This window comes from Anaerovibrio sp. JC8 (assembly GCF_002100115.1).
GTDB lineage: Bacteria > Bacillota > Negativicutes > Selenomonadales > Selenomonadaceae > Anaerovibrio.
This window is the reverse complement of record NZ_ANBM01000004.1, coordinates 96022-116468: the sequence shown is the minus strand read 5'-3', so window position 1 is coordinate 116468 and position 20447 is coordinate 96022. Positions and strand designations below refer to the sequence as shown.

General features: G+C 49.6%; 18 protein-coding genes, 1 tRNA gene and 2 riboswitches. Of the genes, 18 read left to right on the top strand and 1 reads right to left on the bottom strand.

Annotation, left to right across the window (positions count from 1 at the left end; all coding sequences use genetic code 11):
- The first annotated feature begins 40 nt into the window (after nucleotides 1-40).
- From D081_RS04920 to glyS, 18 genes are all read left to right on the top strand, one after another.
- Nucleotides 41-1051, top strand: a complete 1011-nt coding sequence (locus tag D081_RS04920) for a biotin--[acetyl-CoA-carboxylase] ligase (RefSeq protein WP_085023155.1) — start codon at nucleotides 41-43, stop codon at nucleotides 1049-1051.
- Complete coding sequence (locus D081_RS04915) at nucleotides 1035-1799, top strand: type III pantothenate kinase (protein WP_085023007.1); 765 nt, start codon at nucleotides 1035-1037, stop codon at nucleotides 1797-1799. Before D081_RS04920 ends, D081_RS04915 begins: the two co-directional genes overlap by 17 nt.
- 3 nt (nucleotides 1800-1802) lie before the next feature.
- A complete protein-coding gene (gene dusB, locus D081_RS04910; protein ID WP_085023006.1) occupies nucleotides 1803-2759 on the top strand; it encodes a tRNA dihydrouridine synthase DusB in 957 nt (318 codons plus the stop codon).
- 469 nt (nucleotides 2760-3228) lie between these two features.
- Nucleotides 3229-4632 carry an aminopeptidase gene (locus D081_RS04905; RefSeq protein WP_085023005.1) on the top strand — a complete coding sequence of 468 codons (1404 nt, stop codon included), beginning with the start codon at nucleotides 3229-3231 and terminating at the stop codon, nucleotides 4630-4632.
- A 54-nt stretch (nucleotides 4633-4686) separates the two neighbouring features.
- A complete protein-coding gene (locus D081_RS04900) occupies nucleotides 4687-6147 on the top strand; it encodes a protein O-GlcNAcase (protein ID WP_085023004.1) in 1461 nt (486 codons plus the stop codon).
- Nucleotides 6137-7291 (top strand): cation diffusion facilitator family transporter, encoded by a 1155-nt coding sequence (locus D081_RS04895; protein ID WP_085023003.1) that lies wholly within the window; start codon nucleotides 6137-6139, stop codon nucleotides 7289-7291. The genes D081_RS04900 and D081_RS04895 overlap by 11 nt, the downstream gene beginning before the upstream one ends.
- Before the next feature lie 75 nt (nucleotides 7292-7366).
- Nucleotides 7367-7558: riboswitch (cobalamin riboswitch) on the top strand.
- Between the two features lie 503 nt (nucleotides 7559-8061).
- Nucleotides 8062-9477 carry a GntP family permease gene (locus D081_RS04890; protein ID WP_085023002.1) on the top strand — a complete coding sequence of 472 codons (1416 nt, stop codon included), beginning with the start codon at nucleotides 8062-8064 and terminating at the stop codon, nucleotides 9475-9477.
- A 28-nt stretch (nucleotides 9478-9505) separates the two neighbouring features.
- A riboswitch (cobalamin riboswitch) is annotated at nucleotides 9506-9697 on the top strand.
- Nucleotides 9698-9828: 131 nt separating this feature from the next.
- Nucleotides 9829-10824, top strand: coding sequence for a sirohydrochlorin cobaltochelatase (locus tag D081_RS04885; protein WP_085023001.1), 996 nt, complete (start codon nucleotides 9829-9831; stop codon nucleotides 10822-10824).
- Between the two features lie 84 nt (nucleotides 10825-10908).
- Nucleotides 10909-11526 (top strand): MotA/TolQ/ExbB proton channel family protein, encoded by a 618-nt coding sequence (locus D081_RS04880; protein ID WP_085023000.1) that lies wholly within the window; start codon nucleotides 10909-10911, stop codon nucleotides 11524-11526.
- 2 nt (nucleotides 11527-11528) lie between these two features.
- The gene (locus D081_RS04875; RefSeq protein ID WP_085022999.1) at nucleotides 11529-11939 is read left to right on the top strand and encodes a biopolymer transporter ExbD; all 411 of its coding nucleotides are present in this window, start codon (nucleotides 11529-11531) and stop codon (nucleotides 11937-11939) included.
- Between the two features lies 1 nt (nucleotide 11940).
- On the top strand, nucleotides 11941-12750 hold the full coding sequence (locus tag D081_RS04870) for an energy transducer TonB (RefSeq protein ID WP_143272125.1): 810 nt from the start codon (nucleotides 11941-11943) through the stop codon (nucleotides 12748-12750).
- A gap of 30 nt (nucleotides 12751-12780) precedes the next feature.
- Nucleotides 12781-13647, top strand: coding sequence for an ABC transporter ATP-binding protein (locus D081_RS04865; RefSeq protein ID WP_085022997.1), 867 nt, complete (start codon nucleotides 12781-12783; stop codon nucleotides 13645-13647).
- Nucleotides 13647-14384: an ABC transporter permease gene (locus tag D081_RS04860; protein WP_085022996.1), complete on the top strand. Its 738-nt coding sequence runs from the start codon at nucleotides 13647-13649 to the stop codon at nucleotides 14382-14384. Before D081_RS04865 ends, D081_RS04860 begins: the two co-directional genes overlap by 1 nt.
- 198 nt (nucleotides 14385-14582) lie before the next feature.
- Nucleotides 14583-15455, top strand: coding sequence for a metal ABC transporter ATP-binding protein (locus D081_RS04855; RefSeq protein WP_085022995.1), 873 nt, complete (start codon nucleotides 14583-14585; stop codon nucleotides 15453-15455).
- Nucleotides 15452-16258, top strand: a complete 807-nt coding sequence (locus D081_RS04850; RefSeq protein ID WP_085022994.1) for a metal ABC transporter permease — start codon at nucleotides 15452-15454, stop codon at nucleotides 16256-16258. The genes D081_RS04855 and D081_RS04850 overlap by 4 nt, the downstream gene beginning before the upstream one ends.
- Before the next feature lie 88 nt (nucleotides 16259-16346).
- A tRNA-Arg gene (locus D081_RS04845) sits at nucleotides 16347-16421 on the top strand.
- A 539-nt stretch (nucleotides 16422-16960) separates the two neighbouring features.
- A complete protein-coding gene (glyQ, locus tag D081_RS04840; RefSeq protein ID WP_085022993.1) occupies nucleotides 16961-17842 on the top strand; it encodes a glycine--tRNA ligase subunit alpha in 882 nt (293 codons plus the stop codon).
- Nucleotides 17842-19905, top strand: a complete 2064-nt coding sequence (glyS, locus tag D081_RS04835; RefSeq protein WP_085022992.1) for a glycine--tRNA ligase subunit beta — start codon at nucleotides 17842-17844, stop codon at nucleotides 19903-19905. Before glyQ ends, glyS begins: the two co-directional genes overlap by 1 nt.
- 286 nt (nucleotides 19906-20191) lie before the next feature.
- On the opposite strand, the gene D081_RS04830 is transcribed toward glyS, so the two are convergent.
- The gene (locus D081_RS04830; RefSeq protein ID WP_027397484.1) at nucleotides 20192-20404 is read right to left on the bottom strand and encodes a hypothetical protein; all 213 of its coding nucleotides are present in this window, start codon (nucleotides 20402-20404) and stop codon (nucleotides 20192-20194) included.
- Nucleotides 20405-20447 lie beyond the last annotated feature (43 nt).

Genomic DNA, 20447 nt, shown 5'->3' with positions numbered 1-20447 from the left:
CCTTTTGATGGTTTATGGAAATAAGCGAGGATTTTTTGTTATGCGACAGGGGATTTTGGAGCTGCTACGGGGCGCCGGGGACCGTTACCTCTCCGGGGCTGATATAGCAGAAAGGCTGGGGGTATCCCGTACTGCTGTCTGGAAGCATATAAATGAATTGAAAAATGCGGGCTACAATATCGACAGTCAGGCCCGTAACGGCTACAAGCTGGTGGGGGCTCCTGACAGGCTGCTGCCGGAGGTCATCAGCCACGGCCTGGGAAACAAGGTTATTGGCAGCCAGATAGTGGCCTTTGAGGATATCGGCAGCACCAACAATGAGGCCAAGCGATTGGCAGCCCAGGGGGCTCCCGATGGCACGGTGGTGGTGGCGGAAAGCCAGAACACCGGCAAGGGCCGCCTGGACCGGAGCTTCTTCTGTCCCAAGGGGGGCATCTGGTTTTCTGTTATCCTAAAGCCGGATTTTCTGCCTCAGGAGGCACCGAAGTGTACCCTGCTGGCGGCGGTGGCCATTGTGGAGGCCATGCACGAGGTTGGTCTGGAGGCTGGCATTAAGTGGCCAAATGATATATTATATCAGGGTCGGAAGCTGGTGGGCATTCTGACGGAAATGAGTGCGGAAATTGACCGCATAAATTACGTGGTCATTGGTATGGGAATTAATGCCATTATTGACCCGACCACCTTTCCGGAGGATATAAAGGACAAGGCCGGCTCCATGTCCATGTTCATCGGTGATTTTGACAGGGTGGCCTTTTTCCAGCGGGTTCTCCGTCGGCTGGAGGCCAATTATCTGGATACCAGACGCAATGGCTTTGATGGGGTGCTGGACAGATGGCGAAAGCTGTCCGTTACCCTGGGAGAGGACATAAATGTGCTGGGAATCAATGAAACCTTCGCCGGCCGGGCCGTGGATATTGATACCGATGGTGCCCTGCTGGTACAGCCGGAGGGCAGCAGTGAAATCCGCAAGGTTTATGCAGGGGATGTGTCCATTCGCCCCCGGAAAAATAATCTGAAAGTTGGAGGCAAGTATGCTTTTAGTAATTGATATTGGTAACAGTAATGTGGTATTGGGAACCTACGACGGCAAGAAGCTGTACCGTCACTGGCGTGTGTCCACGGAGCGGCAGAAGACCAGTGATGAATATGGTATGGAGATCAATAATCTCTTTTTGTATCACGGCATTAAAATGGAGGATATAACCGCCGTTATTATTTCCTCTGTAGTACCGCCATTGGTGGTGCCTATGGAGAAAATGTGCGAGCGTTATTTCCATTTAAAGCCTTTGATTGTGGGGCCTGGCATTAAGACCGGGATTCGTCTTAAATACGAAAATCCGCGGGATATTGGTGCCGACCGTATTGTAAATGTGGTGGGGGCCTACGAGCAGTATGGCGGGCCACTGATTGTTATTGATATTGGTACTGCCACCACCTTTGATGTGGTGGATGAAAACGGTGACTTTTTGGGCGGTGTTATTTCCACTGGTCTGGGCACCTCTGCAGAGGGGCTGTTCCAGAAGGCTGCCAAGCTGCCACGTATTGAGCTGGTGACTCCAAAGAATGTGATTTGCCGTAATACCATTACTGGTATGCAGGCGGGAATTATTTTCGGCTTTGTGGGTCAGATAGATGAAATTGTCCGTCGGATTAAGCAGGAATATGGCAAGCCAATGAAGGTTATTGCCACCGGCGGTTATGCAAAGATGATTGCCAAGGAATCCAAAACCATTGATGAAATTGACCATTTCCTCACTCTGACTGGTTTGCGGGTTCTTTATGAAAGGAATCAGTAATTAATGAACATTGGAAACTTTGAATTCCCTATCCCTGTCTTTTTGGCGCCCATGGCGGGTGTTACGGATACTCCATACAGGATTTTGGCCCGGGAAATGGGCTGTCCGCTGGTGTATTCGGAGATGGTCAGCGACAAGGGGATTAACTACCGCAACGAGCATACCCTGAATATGCTCCACACCGAGGAAGCGGAGCGGCCTATGGCCATGCAGCTTTTTGGTGCGGAGCCGGACAGTGTGGCCCGGGCGGCGGAATATATAGAATCACTGCATTGTGCGGATATTTTGGACTTTAATATGGGCTGTCCGGCACCGAAAATAGTGAAGAATCACGAGGGCTCGGCCATGATGCTGGACCCGGAGCGGTCCTTCAAGGTTTTAAAGGCCTTGGTGGGGGCAGTGAGCATGCCTGTTACGGTGAAAATGCGCATTGGCTGGGATGACAAGCGTATCAACGTGCTGGAAATGGCCAAGCTGGCTGAGGAAGCCGGGGTAAAGGCGGTGGCGGTTCACGGCCGCACCCGGGAGCAGTTCTACAAGGACCAGGCCAACTGGAAGATTATCCGTCAGGTGAAGGAAGCTCTCAGCATTCCGGTTATTGCCAACGGCGATATCCGCACTGTGGATGATTTAATCAAAATCCGTGAAGTATCTGGCTGTGAGGCGGTCATGGTAGGAAGGGCTGCCCAGGGCAATCCGTGGATTTTCCGTCAGCTGACCCAGTATTTAAAGACCGGGGAGCGTCTGCCGGGGCCAACTATGGAGGAGCGGAAGGAAGTTATTATCCGCCATCTGGATATGCTGCTGAAATTCAAGGGTGATTATGTGGGCCCGCGGGAAATGCGGAAGCATGCCACCTGGTACACCAGAGGCATCAAGGGCAACGCCGAGCTGCGGGTGCAGTTCAACAAAGCCGAAACCCGCGACGACTTTTTACGCATCCTGGACAAGATGCACTAACAATTGATAATACGAGGTACTGCGGGAAGGTGCAATGGGGAACGCTCTCGCTCACTAGTTTGCGTAGCGGATACTAAGTTCATCCGGCGCCTGTCGGCTTGGATTCACTAAGTACCAACGCAAAATACGTCCCCCATATGCACCTCCCCGCGTACCTCTTGGCATAACAACGATAATATGTAAGGGGGCTGGTACCGGTGGCTTGAACATTTAGTACCAGCGCGTGAAGAAACTTTTTATTGCTATACCTTGGTTTTAGTGGAAAAAATCATTTGTTTGAGCGACGCAAAGCTAGTCCCGTATGGCGAAGCGAGTTATGATTTTTTACACTATATATAGGCAATAAAAAGTTTTAGCACAGGGACGGCGTGAAAGACACCGGTTCCTTGCCCCATTCTCTAAACTTATTAGACGATATATACTAATAGGTACCTTCCCACGGTACCTATAGACAATAAGGAGGCTTATTATGGCTAAGGATCAGAAAAAAGACGAAAAAAAGACTCCAATTTGGAATAAATACACCGAAGCAGAAAAGAAGGCCCTGCACAAGCTCAATGAAGGCTACAAGGCCTTTCTGAGTCAGTGCAAGACCGAGCGTGAAAGCGTAGTTGAGGCTGTTAAGCAGGCGGAAAAGGCCGGCTACAGGAATCTTGATGACATCGTAAAGAGCGGCAAGAAGCTGTCTGCCGGTGACAAGGTATATGCTGTCTGCATGGGCAAGGCCATTGCCATGTTCAACATCGGCACCGAGTCCTTGGAGGATGGCATGGCCATTCTGGGTGCCCATATCGACACCTGTCGTCTGGATTTGAAGCAGAATCCTCTTTACGAGTCTGATGGCATGGCTTATTTTGATACCCATTATTATGGCGGCATCAAGAAGTACCAGTGGGTGACTTTGCCATTGGCTCTCCACGGCGTGGTGGCTCGCATGGACGGCACCGTACAGGAAATTGTCATTGGTGAGGAGGAGGGTGACCCTGTATTCTGCGTTACTGACCTCCTGATTCACTTATCCCAGGAGCAGATGGAAAAGAAGGCCTCCAAGGTGGTTACCGGTGAGAATCTGGATATCCTTATCGGCAGCTATCCATTAAAGGGCGAGGAAAAGGATGCGGTTAAGGCCGGTATTCTGAAACTCCTGAAGGACAAGTACCAGATTGAGGAGGATGATTTCATTTCCGCCGAGCTCACCATGGTTCCTGCCGGCAAGGCCCGTGATCTGGGGCTGGACCGCAGCATGGTGCTGGCCTATGGCCACGATGACAGAGTATGTGCTTATACTTCTCTGGTAGCCATGCTGGAAACCAAGAAGGTGAAGCGCACTGCCTGCTGCCTGCTGGTGGACAAGGAGGAAATCGGCTCCGTGGGTGCTACCGGTATGCAGTCCCGGTTCTTTGAGAACACCGTGGCTGAGCTGCTCCACGCATTGGGTGGCTATAGCGGCATTTCCTTGCGCCGCTGTCTGGCCAACTCCTGGATGCTGTCCTCTGATGTAAGCTCCGCTTATGACTCTCTCTATGCCTCTGCCTTTGACAAGAAGAATGTGGCTTATCCGGGCAAGGGTATGGTATTTAATAAATTCACCGGCCGTGGTGGCAAGTCCGGCTCCAATGATGCCAGTGCCGAATATCTGGGCCGCATAAGAGCCATTATGAAGAAGCACAAGGTTACCTTCCAGACAGCTGAGCTGGGCCGGGTGGACCTTGGTGGCGGCGGCACTATTGCCTACATTATGGCCCTCTATGGCATGAATGTAATTGACAGCGGTGTGGCTGTTCTCAGCATGCATGCTCCTTGGGAAGCCGTAAGCAAGGTGGATGTATACGAAACAATGAAGGGCTACAAGGCCTTTTTACAGGAAATATAATTTAGAACTGCCCGGGCATCATGGGGTTGTTCCCATAAATCCAGGTGATGGTTAATGAAAATGAAGTTAATTTTTTTGTTGGTTATATGCTTAATAGTTTTGACACTGCTGCCTATCAATGCCCAGGCGGACCGGGGAAACAGCAAGGCCATTCCGCTGCGGGGTGTGGTGGAAGGCTTTTACGGTGTGCCCTGGACCCATGAGCACCGGCTGGATATGCTTAAATTTATGGCATCAAAGAAGCTGAATGCCTATATTTATGCTCCAAAGGATGATGAATATCACCGCAAGTACTGGCGGCAGCCATATCCTGAGGACAAGTACAGGGAGCTGCAGGAGCTGACCCAAAAGGCCAAGGAGCTGAAGATAGATCTTATCTTTGCCGTATCCCCGGGGAATGATATTGCCTTCTCCGGCCAGTCCATGTACGAGGACCGCTACGCCATGATTAACAAGATGCAGGCCATGTATGATATTGGCATCCGGCATTTTGCCCTGTTCTTTGACGATATTCCCACCAAGGATGCCCAGGGGCAGGCGGATTTTGTCAATTGGGTCAACGCCAACTTTATCAAGGTTCGGCCCGATTGCAGCAATCTGATTCTGGTGCCTACGGAATACTTTTTGCAGGATATGGAGAAGAACGGCCCCATCAGCGACTACACCCGCACCCTGGCGGCCAAGCTGGACAAGGATGTGCTGGTGCTGTACACGGGGGAAGGGGTTTGCCCCGACGGGTTGTCTGATAAAACGGTGAAGCAGGTAAACAGCATCTATGGCAAGCCTATGGGAATCTGGTGGAACTATCCGGTGACGGATTTTATGAAGGAAAAGCTGGCCCTTGGCCCATTGGATAAGATGGATAAGGACATGAAGGCCAAGGATGTGCCGGCATTTTTCATCAATCCCATGGAAAAGGCCGAGCTGTCCAAGATAGCCATTGCCACCGGGGCGGACTTTGCCAATAACCCTGGTATGTATGATGAAAAGAAATCCTGGGAAAAGGCCATTAAGTCACAGTTTGGCGATTTGGCTGAGCCCATGAAAATATTTGCCAGCCATTCCCAGCGGCTGGAAAATAACTGGGCACACATCGGGCGGCCTGATGCTGTGGAATTGCAGCTTTTATATAAAAATCTCTGGGGTACTGCAAAGGGCAAGGACACCATTCCTAAAAGCAAGACCCTGGACCTGCTGAAGAAGGACAATAAGAAGCGGGAAAGGGCCCTTATAAAGCTGCAGGCGCATCTGCCAAAGAAGTATCTGGATGAATGCCAGCCTCAGCTGCGGCAGCTCAAGAATCTCACCGAGGCGGAAAAATATGCCCTTATGATATTGGAAAAGAAACCGGCGGATTTGAAGCAGCCTGAATTATATAAAAAATTCAAGGACGCCAAGTCCCGTTATGTTGACAACGAAGCTTCTGCCCGGATTTCCGACGATGCTGTCTGGAAGTTCGTCAAGGACTTTGATGTTTGGTATGTAACCAGTGTAGGTGATGAGAATGTTAACTGATTTTCTTATCAGAAAATTTGTAAAGAACAGTGAACAGATAAATGACACTGCTGTACGGACCAGCTATGGGTACCTCAGCGGCGGCGTGGGCATCATGGTGAATGTAATTCTGTGCCTTGTAAAGCTGTTTATTGGTTTTGTTTCCGGCTCCATTGCCATTATTGGTGATGCGGTGCACAATTTGGCTGATGCCGGTGCTGCGGTAATTACCATTTTGGGCTATCGCATGTCAGCCAAGCCGGCGGACCCGGAGCATCCCTTTGGTCATGGACGCATAGAGTATATTGCGGGGCTCATTATTGCCGGGGCTATTTTGGTCATTGGCATTGAGCTGATGCAGTCCTCCATTGAAAAGGTGCTGCACCCGGAGGCCATGGATACTTCCGTAACGGTAGTTGTAATATTGACTCTGTCCCTGCTGCTGCAGCTGTGGCTGGGTCTCTTTAACCGTGGGCTGGGGAAGCGGATTGATTCTCCTGCCATGCTGGCGGCAGCCACTGACAGCCTCAGCGACTGTGTGGCTACCTTTGTGGTTATCATCTGCCTTATTGTGAATCTGACCATGGGCTATGATTTTGATGGCATGGCCGGTATTGTGGTGGCCTTATTTATCATGCACAGCGGCTGGGAGGCGGCCAAGGATACATTGCAGCCTTTGCTGGGTGAGCCTCCTGATCCGGAATTTGTCCGGGCTATTACCCGCCGTACATTGGAAGAAAAACAGATTATGGGTGTGCATGATGTCATTGTTCACAACTATGGCCCCGGCCGTATCTTTGTGTCCCTCCATGCGGAGGTGCCGGCTGATATGAGCCTTATGGAGGCCCATAATATAATTGATAATCTGGAGGAGTCCATCCGTGAGGAATTCAAGGTGTCCATGACGGTGCACGTGGACCCTATGGTAACGGGAGACCCTATTCAGAATGAAATCAAGGAAAAGCTCTATCATATTGTGGCCTGCATTGACCCGTTGATTACCTTCCACGATTTCCGCCTTACGGCTGCCGGCCGTATTGTCTTTGATCTGGCGGTGCCTTATGGCTGCAAGTTCACTGATGAACGCATTATAGAAATGGTGGAGGAGGATATTCACAAGAGTTATCCGGACCATCAGGTGAGCATACAGGTGGACCGTTTGTGAAAAATATGGAAAAATATGTCACTTTTGGTTGACACCCAATAACTAAAGTGCTAGTATCATATTCGTAAGATGAATTTAATAAAGATTGGAACAGGTGCCAAGGCCTATTATTGGGCTGGCCTAACATGAGAAACCGGTTGAAAGCCGGTACGGTCCCGCCACTGTAACAGGGAGCGATATCACATTTATGTCACTGGAGAAATCTGGGAAGGCGTGATGGAGCGATGATCTGAAGTCAGGAGAACTGCCTGTTTGACAATCACCGTTTGACCTGCGAGTGATGGGAAGGGGATTTGGCAACGTAGATTGCATGAATCCTGGCTTGGTGTCAGGATTTTTCTTTTATTGTGCCATTGTACAGCAAACCTTTCGCTTTCGGGTCACTGAAATAGTCGAAAGGTTTTTTCTTGTGGTTTCAGCGCTGCAAGAAAAGCATTGCTCATACATTTCATTTCATTCATTGGTTGCCTGGTGCAACACTAGCTTTCGGATAGGTGGAGCTATCCGGAAGCTATCTTTCTTTTCTCCCACCGAAAATGAAATAATGTAAAAAATAGTCTGAACAAAAGTTTAAAAGAATGATTTTAATAACTTTTGGTTATAATCAGAACAGAAACATGAAAAAAATACATAATTTCGAAAAAATTGATACCTACTGCCAAGTTTGTCTTGACATTTAACTTTCATACTGTTTTAATATAGAGGCTGACTCTTTATATGAGATAAGCTAACAACTATTTTTTAACAAAATTTTAGGAGGAGATTTCGTAATGGACACAGCAATAATTCTTATTGCGCTTATCGGTCTGATGTACATGGCATATCGTGGTGCATCCGTAATTCTGGTTGCCCCTCTGTTTGCCGTAGTTGCTGCACTTGGAAGTGAGCATGCAGTTTTACCAATTTTCAGTGAGCTTTACATGACAAAAGCTGCTGAGTATGTGAAGAACTACTATCCAATTTTCTTGTTTGGTGCGGTGTTTGCCCGTCTGATGGAAAAGGGCGGCATGGCAGCATCCGTTGCCGGCAAGATTATTGAGATTTTGGGTGAGAAGCGTGCGGTACTGGCAGTACTGCTGGGCTGCGGTGCTTTGACCTATGGTGGTCTGTCCGTATTCGTAGTTGCATTCGTTATGTATCCTTTTGGTGCTGTAGTATTCAAGAAGGCTGATATTCCTAAGCGTCTGTTACCGGCTGCCTTGTGGATGGGTATCTTCTCCTTTGCAATGGTTGCTTTGCCTGGTACTCCACAGATTCAGAACATTATTCCTTCTTCCTACTTTGGTACCTCCACCTGGTCCGGCGTAGGCATTGGTTTGTTCGCATCCCTGGTATTCCTGCTTATGGGCTGGGGCTGGATTTCCTTCCGGGCCAAGCGTCTGAAGGATGCCGGCGAGGGCTATGGCCGTCACATCGAGTTTGGCCAGCGCCGTCATAAGCTTCCTAACCCTAACTGGAAGGTTTCCTGTATTCCACTGGTTATGGTTATCGTATTGAACGTAATTCTTTCCAACCCATTTAACTGGGATTGGGGCTTCCACTGGGATCAGAACTCTCTGGAGTCCCTGGGCGGCCTGAAGCTGTCCCTCCTGGCTCATTCCGTAGCCAAGATTTCCGCGGGCTGGTCCATCAGTATTGCACTGATTCTCAGCTCCATCGTTGCGGCATTTATTGCCCGTCGTCACCTTCGTCTTCAGGATGGTATGCTGCCTACCATTAACGGCTCCGCTGTATCCTCCTGTAGTGCTGTACTGAACGTAGCCTCCGGCTATGCCTTCGGTTGCGTAGTAGTAAGCCTGGGTGGCTTCGCTGTTATCAAGGATTTCCTGTTGAACCTTGACTTTGGTGGTGGCCCACTGTTCTCTGCAGTTCTCACTACCAACGTAATGTGCGGTATCACCGGTTCCGCATCCTCCGGTCTGACCATCGCTCTGTCCATGCTGGGTGACCAGTGGGCACAGATGGCCACTGCTGCCGGTATTCCTTTGGAAGCACTCCATCGTATTGTGGCTGTTGCATCCATCGGTATTGACCCAGTTCCTCATGCAGGTGCTCTTGTTACCCTGCTGGCTATCTGCGGTCTCAGCCACAAGGAATCCTATGCCGATATTATCGTACTGATGGGCATGAAGTTCCTTGTACCATTCCTTTGCGTACTGTTCTATATGCTTACGGGTATTGCTTAATAAGGGATTTTGCAATATACTATACCTAGCTGAATATGAGGGAACAGGTGCCAAGGTCCATTATTGGGCTGGCCTAACATGAGAAACCGGTTTAAAGCCGGTACGGTCCCGCCACTGTATCAGGGAGTCATACTTTATCAATGCCACTGGGATATCCGGGAAGGCAAAGTTATGATGATGAACTGGAGTCAGGAGAACTGCCTGTTGAACAATCACCGTTATTACCTGCGAGCGATAGGAAGGGGATTATTTACAGGTTTCTCATGAAATCGTATGTATTAAGCTCTTTCGCGTCTTCGCGAGAGAGCTTTTTATTTTTAAAAAATTTATTAAAAGAGAGGTAATTAAATCATGAAGAATTTAAAGAAAATGGTAGCTTGCTCTTTGGCTTGTGCAGCTCTGCTGTCCGTTAATGTAAACAGCTCCGAGGCTGCTTATTCCCTGAATCCAGAGGTTACTACTGCAACCACTGCCTTGAAGAACGCTTCCCAGATTGGCGTTATGGTAAACGAGAACAAGGCTCTGGCAAACAAGGCCAACAAGGATGCTATCGTAGTAATGAGCTTTGGTACTACCTACAAGGATAACCGCGACAAGACCATTACCCAGACTGTAGCTGATATTCAGGCTGCACATCCTGGCGTAAAGGTTGTTACTGCTTTTACCTCCCATATTATCATTGACCGCATCAAGGCCAATGAGGGTATCACCTACCCAACTCCTGAGGAGGCTCTGGAGCAGCTGAAGAAGGAAGGCTATACCCGTGTAGCCCTCACTACCCTTGATGTAATTCCTGGTATGGAGTATTCCTATGATGTGGCTGTATTCCATCAGTACAAGAATGATTTCAAGAAGATGACCATGGGTACTTCCCTCATGTACTGGATGGGCCAGGAGGAGCAGCGTGACGATATTATCGAAACCATGAAGGCTTTTGCTACCCAGTTCCCTAAGACCGGCAGTGAGGACGCTGTTCTCATTCTGGAGCATGGTACTCCACATCCTGCCAACGCATACTACACTGTAATGCAGAACCGTCTGAACCAGCTGGGCTATGACAATGCTTACATCTACACTGTAGAGGGCTGGCCTGCTCTGGATAACATCATTCCTCAGCTGAAGGCAAAGGGCATCAAGAACGTAACCCTCATGCCTATGATGATGGTTGCCGGTGACCATGCCAACAATGATATGGCCGGTGATGAGGAAGATTCCCACAAGTCCATCCTGACCAAGGAAGGCTTCAATGTAAGCACTTACATCCATGGTCTTGGCGAGAACAAGGCTATCCGTGACATTTACGTTGAGAGAGCAAACGAAGCTTGGGATGCATTGCAGGCTAAATAATTTAGTTTAAACTATATGAATGACGCAGTACCCCCTTGGTTGTGATATACTAAGGGGGTAATGTTTTTGCAAGGAGGTTTTTTTGTGGAACTTATAATGACTGGAATCAGTTTTTTTCATAAGGGTGGACCGGTAATGTATGTGTTGCTGCTCTGCTCCGTGTTTGTGGTGGCTATTGCCATTGAGCGCAGTATGTACTTTAAGGCCAAGGACCCGGGCCGGAGCTTTGCCCGCAATTTTGCAGATATGCTCAGCCAAGGGGACCGGGAAGGAGCCGCTTCTTTGGCCGGCAGCACCAAAGGAATTATTCCATCCCTGTTGACTAAGGGAATGGCCTTTACTGGGGCGGAGAATGTGCCTCTTACCACCTTTTTTGAGGTTCAGTCTGGTATTGCCTTGACCCGGTTCCGCAAGCGCCTTTATTATTTGAATGTTATTGTTACCATGGCACCGCTTTTAGGCCTCTTGGGTACCATCAGTGGAATGATTTCTGCCTTCAGTGTGTTTAATATTGAATCTGGCCAGGCTACTGCCATTACCGGTGGTGTTGGTGAGGCATTGATTGCTACCGCCATGGGCCTTTGCACCGCTATTATTGCTCTTGGTGTTCATGCATATTTCACTCAGCGTATAGACAGCATTGTGTCTGATATGGAGCAGTGCTTTTCCCTGGTAGAGGGCATGGCAGAGGAGCGTGATTAAGTATGCGCATCCGCAATCGTCATGATTTTGACAAGCCTGAGGTCATGATTATTCCAATGATTGATATAATGTTCTTTTTGCTGGTATTCTTCATGATCGGCACCCTGTATATGGTGAATTTAAAGACGGTTCCCGTTAATATGCCCAAGGCCCAGAGTGTGGAAACCCAGCTTAGTGTCAATTATCTGGTGACCATGAAGGCTGACGGCTCCCTGTGGCTGGAGGATAAGCTCATCGGGGAAAAGGAGCTCATAGCCAAGGCCCAGGCGGAAAGTGCCCGTAATCCACGGTTCGCCGTGGTGGTCCGGGCGGACCAGAGCCTGGATTATGGTATGGTCATTGGCCTGCTGGATAAGTTCAAGGCTGCCGGTATTACCAAATTTGGCTTGGCGGCGGAATCCGGAGGTAAGTGATATGGCCTCAGATAATTCAGATAAAAAGCGGGAATACCGGGCCTGGGCCGGCTCACTGGTCATTCATCTGGTGATATTTGCCATTGTTTGTCTGACAGGGCTCTTTGTGGTAGTATCTCCAAAGGAGGACCAGCCGGTGGATGTGAGCCTCTATGACGCGGACGCCGGCGGGGGACACAGTGGAGGCGGAGCAGCAGCGGCGGCCCCGGCACCACCGGCTCCCGCAGCACCATCTATTGATGATGTGGTACTGGATAAAAAGAAAGAGGAAATTCTGCCAAAAATCGAGGAAACCTTCACCAAGGAACCGGAAAAGCAGGAGCAGTTCAAAAAGGAGCACAATGCCCCTGTGGCCCCTGCAGCTGTAACAGCTCCCAATGGAACTGGGGAAGGCAGCGGCAGCAGCCTTAGTGGAACTGGAAATGGTACTGGCAATGGAGACGGCAACGGCAATGGCTCCGGCCAGGGTACTGGTCCCGGTGTTGGCAGCGGTAACGGAGAGGGTCCGGGCACTGGTGACGGCAATGCCAAGCGTCCGGCTATCCCACCTAGTCTGTTGGAGGCTCCTGAGCCGGTTTATCCGGAAAACCTACGCCAGCGCAATGTAAAGGGGCAGGTTATTGTCCGCATTGTGGTGGGTACCGATGGTGATGTCATTAGTGCCGATGTGGAGTCCTCCTCCGGATATGGGGAAATGGACCAGTCGGCCCTGGATGCTGCCTGGGGGTATCGTTATACCACCGCCTACAATGAATACGGACAGGCGGTTCCCTTCCAGAAGCGGGTAAGAATTACCTTTAAGCTCAGATGATTATTGAAGATTATTACGGAGTACCCATTTATGATAAAAATTCAAGGCCTGATAAAAGAATTTCAAGTTAAAAACAAGGATAAAAAGGTAGTGACCAAGCGGGCAGTGGATAATCTGTCCCTTCAGGTGAAGCCGGGGGAAATCTTTGGCATTCTGGGCCCTAACGGGGCGGGGAAAACTACCACTATTCGCATGCTGACCATGGAAACTCAGCCTACTTTGGGTGAGATTTATTATAATGGGGAGTCCATCAAGAAAAATCCACGGGAAATCAAGAAGCTCATTGGTGTGGTGCCCCAGCATATTAATTTTGACAATGATCTGACAGTGGGGGAAAATATGGAGCTCCATGCCCGCCTGCATCACATGAGCAGTGAAAAAAGGCGGCAGAGGATTCAGGAAATGCTGGATTTTGTGGAGCTGGGGGACACCATCAACCGCATGCCCCGGTCCTTGTCCGGCGGCATGAAGCGCCGTCTGCTTATTGCCCGTTCCTTGATTCACGAGCCGAAAATTCTCTTTATGGATGAGCCAACTGTGGCCTTGGACCCTCAGGTTCGCCGCCGTATTTGGGAGCTTATCCGGGCTCTGGCAGCCAATGGGACCACGGTTATTATTACTACCCATTATATAGAGGAAGCGGAAGCCCTCTGCAATCGGGTGGCCATTGTCAATAAGGGAAAGCTCATTGCCATTGATACTCCGGAGGCCTTCTGCAATAGCCTGGGCCGCATTACGGTGGAATGGGATGACCAGACGGGGCATCAGTACCAGTTCTTTGAGAGCCGGCAGGAGGCAGCAGTCTTTGCCGGCACCCTGGAGCATGGTGCCCACATTCGCCGTACCAATTTGGAGGATGCCTTTATTGAACTGACCGGCCGAAAGGAGGGGGTATAATGCTGACGGATATTTGTACTGTCTTTTGGCGGGACTGGGTGGTGTTGAAGCGCCGGCTGCCAAAATTTATCCTGAGCCGTATGGTGGCCCCTATGCTGTATCTGGTGGCCTTCGGCTGGGGCTTGGGCCGCAGCATTCAGGTGGGCTCCGGCTCTTATCTGGATTTTCTGGTGCCGGGTATTATGGCCCTTAATTCCATGAATATCAGCTACAACAGTCTGACACCCCTGTGTACGGAGCGGATATATCACCGCAGTATCGGGGAGTATATAATTGCCCCTATGCATTTTAATGCCTTTATTATCGGCAAGATTTTGGCGGCAGTGCTCAGAGGCCTGATTTCCTCGGCTATTATTATGGGGCTGGCCCTTATTTTTGGGGCCAACTTGAATATTACTCCTCTGTTTATAGCTATTCTTATTTTGAACTGCATTGTCTTTGCCGAGGTGGGCTTTTTCGCTGCCATGAAAATGGACAGCTACGAGGAGCTGTCCCAGGTGAATACTTATGCTTTGCTGCCAATGTCCTTTTTGTGCGGCACCTTTTTTACAACCCAGACTCTGCCGGAGGCTTTGCGGTGGATTATTGAGGTACTGCCTCTGACTCACACCAGCTACCTTCTGCGGGGGATTTCCACCCAGAGCCCGGTGGCCATGGAGTCAGTTGCGGTACTGGTGGTTTATGCTATAATAGGTTTTATATTAGGCAACAAGGCCCTGAAGGATCAGTTAAAATAGATGATTAAAGCATATAACGACATATGGGGAGGTGCAGCTGGGGACGTATTTTGCGTTGGTACTTAGTGAATCCAAGCCCTTGGCGAAGGATGAGCTTAGTATCCACTACGCAAACTAGTGAGCGCGAGCGTTCCACAGTGTACCTTCCCGTATGTCTGACATGTAGTGTAATAATCATTTTTAAATAAAAGGAATATTATGCTGAAAAAATTTTTTAGGCACTCCAAGGGGGAGGGCAATGACTGCTCCCGGGTGTGCTGCACAAAGCTGGAAAATTTCACAGTGAAGGTAGGTAAGCTGACTATTTTTGAGGACGTGAATATTCACGCCCATTGCGGTCAGCTTACGGCGGTTATTGGCCCTAATGGAGCGGGTAAGAGCACTCTCCTTAGGGCTATTTTGGGTGAGGTAAGCCATACGGGAAGCCTGAAGTACACTGATGCCAAGGGCAAGCACAGCGGCAAGCCGGTGATTGGCTATGTGCCCCAGTACCTTAAGTTTGATGTCAGTGCCCCGGTGACGGTGCTGGACCTCTTTTCCGTGTGCCGGTCCTCCCGTCCGGCCTGGCTCTTTCCTTCCAATATTCGCCATGAGGTGGAGGAAAGCCTGAAGCGGGTTAAGGCAGTGGAGCTTATTGACCGCCGCTTGGGTGCCTTGTCCGGTGGTGAGCTGCAGCGGGTGCTGCTGGCTCTGGCCCTTAATCCAATGCCGGATATTCTCCTGCTGGATGAGCCAGTGTCCGGTGTTGACCAGAACGGTCTGGAGATTTTTTACAATATTTTGGAGGATTTGCAGAATAATGAGGACATGACCATTATTCTCATTTCCCATGACCTCAATATGGTGGCCAAGCATGCAGACCAGGTGGTGCTTATGAATAAGGGCGTGGTGTGCAGTGGCACGCCTCAGGAGGTCTTTAGTGACCACAGGACCCGGAAAATTTTCGGCATGCTGGCAGAGGGGGGCGCCAATCGTGGTGGCACCGGCTTTGTCTGGGTGGAGCATCAGCCAAAGAAGCATCAGGCTGGCTGTGGCTGTCCGGATTGCGCTCCAAAGGAGGGTGAGGAATGATGGAATGGCTGGAATATGATTTCATGAAAAATGCCTTTCTGGCAATTCTTCTTATAACTCCGCTCTTTGGGCTGTTAAGCACCATGGTGGTATCCAACCGCATGGCCTTTTTCTCCGATTCTCTGGGGCACGGGGCCTTTACAGGGCTGGCCATCGGAGCTGTGGTGGGCATTGTATCCCCAATGGAGTCCTTGATATTGTTTTCTGTGGTTTTTGCCCTGCTTATTACGTGGATTAAGAATAAAAGCTCTGCCTCCACCGATACCATTATTGGAGTTTTTTCATCCACGGGTATTGCCGTGGGCTTGATGATGATGTCCTACGGTGGTGGCTTCAACAAGTTCAGCAGTTATCTTATTGGTGATATTCTGAGCATTACCCATGAGGAACTGATTTCCCTGCTGGTGGTGCTGGTGCTGGTGTTTACTGCCTGGGGCTTTATTTTCAACAAGCTGCTGGTGCTGAGCATAAACCAGTCCTTTGCCCGTAGCCGGGGCATTAATGTAATGCTGGTGGAAAGCATCTTTGCCGCCATGGTGGCAGTGGTGGTGGCCATCAGTATTCAGTGGGTTGGCCTTTTGATTATCAATTCCCTGCTGGTGCTGCCGGCCGCTGCGGCCCGCAATGTGTCCAACAGTGTGAAGCAGTACCATGCCGTGTCCATTGGAAGTGCCATGATATCCGGCCTGTCCGGCCTGATGCTGGCCTATGAGTTCAATATGGCTGCAGGAGCCACCATTGTGGTAATTGCGGCACTGATATTCTTTATAACCATGGCCTTAAAGCCGTATTTCGTCCGCTAATTTCTTTCTTCTTGCGGAATAGGACAAGGGATGGTATAATACTCCTTGTCGGAAATTTAGTCATTCCATGACGATATTATTTAAGCAAGCGCTCGTAGTCCAGTGGATAGGACGTTAGCCTCCGGAGCTGAAAGCGTGGGTTCGACTCCCGCCGAGCGCACCATTTTAGGAAATAGCCTGTCACAGTTTGTGGCAGGTTTTTGTTTGTGATAGTTTGAGGGCAGTGCAGGTAGATTGAGCATTAGGTTACAGTACGTTAAGAAACCTTTTTGTGCCTTACTATGCCTTAGTGAAAAAAATCATCTGTTTGAGCGACGCAAAGCTAGTCCTGTAAGGGCGACGCGAGTTATGATTTTTTTCGCTATTTAATTTGGGCAGAAAAAGTTTTAGTACTGGAACTGAGCGAAAGATACCTGTACTGCCCCCTGTTTAACATTCTTGACAGTGTTCTTGGATTTTGCTAAAATTTTTCTTGCAATGAAAAAGAGGAGTAGTCCCATTTCAGCGATGCAGGGAGGGTGCGAGCCTGCTGCCGGGATGAATGGCACTTTGGAGCATAAGTAAATATCCATTGAGGCGGAATGCTTTGGCATTCAAGCAGGGTGGAACCGCGGGTTATCTCGTCCCTGTAACATTATTAACCGATGTTACAGGGGCGTTTTTTTATTGTTTCTGTAACAAATCAGAAGGAGGCATACTCTTATGAAATATCAGGAAATAATCCTGGCCCTCCAGCAGTTCTGGTCCGAGCAGGGCTGTATCTTGGGCGAACCTTATGACGTGGAGAAGGGTGCCGGCACCATGAACCCTTTCACTTTCCTCAGAGTTCTTGGACCTGAGCCTTGGAATGTGGCTTATGTGGAGCCTTCCCGCCGTCCGGCAGATGGCCGCTATGGCGACAATCCAAACCGTCTGTATCAGCATCATCAGTTCCAGGTTATCATGAAGCCATCCCCTGACAACATTCAGGAGCTGTATCTGGCTTCTCTGGAGCGGCTTGGTATCAATCCAAAGGAGCATGATATCCGCTTTGTAGAGGATAACTGGGAATCCCCAACCCTGGGCGCATGGGGCCTTGGCTGGGAGGTTTGGCTGGATGGTATGGAAATCACTCAGTTCACCTATTTCCAGCAGGTAGGCAGCCAGGATATCAAGCCAACCGCAGTTGAGATCACCTATGGTCTGGAGCGTCTGGCCATGTACATTCAGGGCGTTGAGAATGTTTATGACATTCAGTGGGTTGGCAACTACACCTATGGTGATGTATTCCATCAGAATGAGTTTGAGCAGTCCACCTATGCCTTTGACCTTTCCGACTCTGACCTGCTCTTTGAGCTGTTCGACAAGTACGAAAAGGAAGCTGTCCGCATTATTGACAAGGGCTACGTTCATCCGGCCTACGACTATGTATTGAAGTGCTCCCATACCTTCAACATGCTGGATGCCCGTGGTGCTATTTCCGTATCTGAGCGTGCTGCCTTCATCGGCCGCGTCCGTAAACTGGCCCGCATGTGCGCTGCCTGCTATCTGAAGCAGCGTGAGGAGCTGGGCTATCCAATGATGGGAAAGGGGAATAAGGCATAATGAGCAAGACTTTATTATTAGAAATCGGTACTGAGGAAATTCCAGCTTATGCAATGCCTGGTATTATTGCCCAGCTTAAGGAAAATGCCGAGAAGACCTTCGCTGATTTGCGTCTGACTTTTGATAATGTAAAGACCATGGGTACCCCACGCCGTGTGGCTCTTATTGTGGAAGGCCTGGCCGAAACTCAGGCTGACCTGTCCAAGGAGAACCGTGGTCCGGCTGTAAATATTGCTTTTGATGCTGACGGCAACCCTACCAAGGCTGCTGAGGGCTTTGCCCGTGGCCAGGGCATTGAGGCCAAGGATCTGGTTACCAAGGATGGCTATGTTTATGCCATGGTGCATGAGGTGGGCGGCAAGACTGTTGATCTCCTCAGTGATACCCTGAAGGGTCTGGTAGATGGCCTGAATTTCCCAAACAACATGCACTGGGCAGACCTTGACTACAAGTTCATCCGTCCGCTCCGCTGGCTGGTAGGCCTCTACGGTGAGGATGTTATTGAGTTTGAAACTGCCAATGTTAAGTCCGGCCGTGTATCCCGTGGCCATCGTTTCCTCTCCGAGGGGGATTTTGAGATTAAGTGCGCCTGCAGCTATGAAAAGGCCTGCGAGGAGCAGTTCATTATTGTTGACCACAACCGCCGCCGTGAGATGATTCGTCAGCAGATCGTGGAGCTGGCTGAGTCCAAGGGTGGCCAGGCACAGATTGAGGAAGGCCTGCTGGAGGAGGTACTCTATCTGGTAGAGTATCCAACCGCTCTCTGTGGTACTATTGATGACAAGTATCTGAAGCTGCCGGCTGAGGCAGTTATTACTCCAATGCGCGACCATCAGCGTTACTTCCCTGTTTTGAAGGATGGCAAGCTTATGCCGCTCTTTATTACTATCCGTAATGGTGGCAGCGAGCATCTGGAAATCGTACAGCACGGTAACGAGCGTGTGCTCCGTGCCCGTCTGGAGGATGCCCAGTTCTTCTTCGATGAGGACCGCAAGAAGTCTCTGGAGGAGCATGGCGACAAGCTGAAGACCGTTGTATTCCAGGAGGGCCTTGGCTCCATCTATGACAAGGCTGGCCGTCTGGAAAAGCTGGCTGCTTATATTGCTGATGAATTAAAGGTTTCTGACCAGGAGAAGAAGGATGCTGTCCGGGCTGCCAAGCTGTGCAAGGCTGACCTGGTAACCGGCATGGTAACTGAGTTCACTGAGCTGCAGGGTATCATGGGCCGTGAATATGCACTGCTGGATGGCGAGACCCCAGCTGTTGCTCAGGCTATTGATGAACACTACATGCCAAGAAGTGCGGCTGATGGACAGCCTGCTTCCGTTGCCGGCCGTATTGTTTCCCTTGCTGACAAGATTGATAATCTGGTGGCAACCTTCAGCCGTGGCCTGATTCCAACCGGCTCCCAGGATCCATTTGCCCTCCGCCGTCAGGCTCTGGGTATGGTAAACATGCTGGTAGAGGCCAAGTATCATATTTCCCTCTCCGGTCTGGTTGCCAAGGCTATGGAGCAGCTTAACATTACTGATGCCAAGGCTCAGGCCAAGATGCAGGAGGATGTGGCTGACTTCATGAAGCTCCGTCTGAAGAATGTTCTGTCCGATGCAGAAATTCGCTATGATGTGGTAGATGCTGTATTCGTTGACGTAGACGATATCTATTCCGTAACCCTCCGTGCTCAGGCTGTAAACGAGGCTGTTAAGCAGGAAGGTATTGAGGAGACCATTCAGTCCTTCAACCGTGCAGGCAATATTTCCCGCAAGGATGAAACTGTAGCTGCCGGATGCGATGCTTCCCTCTTTGTTGAGGCAGCTGAGGGTGTGCTCCATGATGAGTTCAAGGTAGCTTCCGCCAAGGTGGAAAACCTCCTTGCAAAGCAGGACTATGCCGGGGCTATGGCTGAGTTGACCAAGCTGGCTGCTCCTATTGATGGCTTCTTTGATGCTGTTATGGTTATGGACAAGGACGAGAAGATCAAGAATAATCGTCTGGGTCTCTTAAAGGCCGTTGACCAGCTCATCTGCCAGATTGCAGACTTCAGCAAAATTGTACTTGCATAAGTAAATTAAAAAGAGCGCAGGAACAGTGGCTTTCACACGGTATCCGTTGCTAAAACTTTTTCTTGCATTTATATAGTGTAAAAAATCATAACTCGCGTCGCCCTTACAGGACTAGCTTTGCGTCGCTCAAACAAATGATTTTTTCCACTATTATATGAGTATCGCAACAAAAAGTTTTGTAACGCACCGGAACCTATTGTTCAAGCCATCTGTTCCTGCACTTTATCGTTTTTGTACAAATAAAAAATGCTGTTCCGAAAGGAACAGCATTTTTTTGATGTTTGAATTAGTCTTTTACAACCTCAGCCAGAGTAGCTGCTACGGACTTGCTCATGATGTCCAGAGCAGTGTCAACAGCCTTGAGGAACATGAGACCGCCGTCAGCAACACCACGACCATTAGAAACAGCGTTCAGGTCGATATATTCATGAACTGGCAGCTTGCCGCGCTCTTCAGCAATTTTTGCTTTGAGAATTGCTTCGATAGATTCCTGAGTCATTTAGAACTCTCCCCTCTAAAAAACATAATAAACATAATATGCT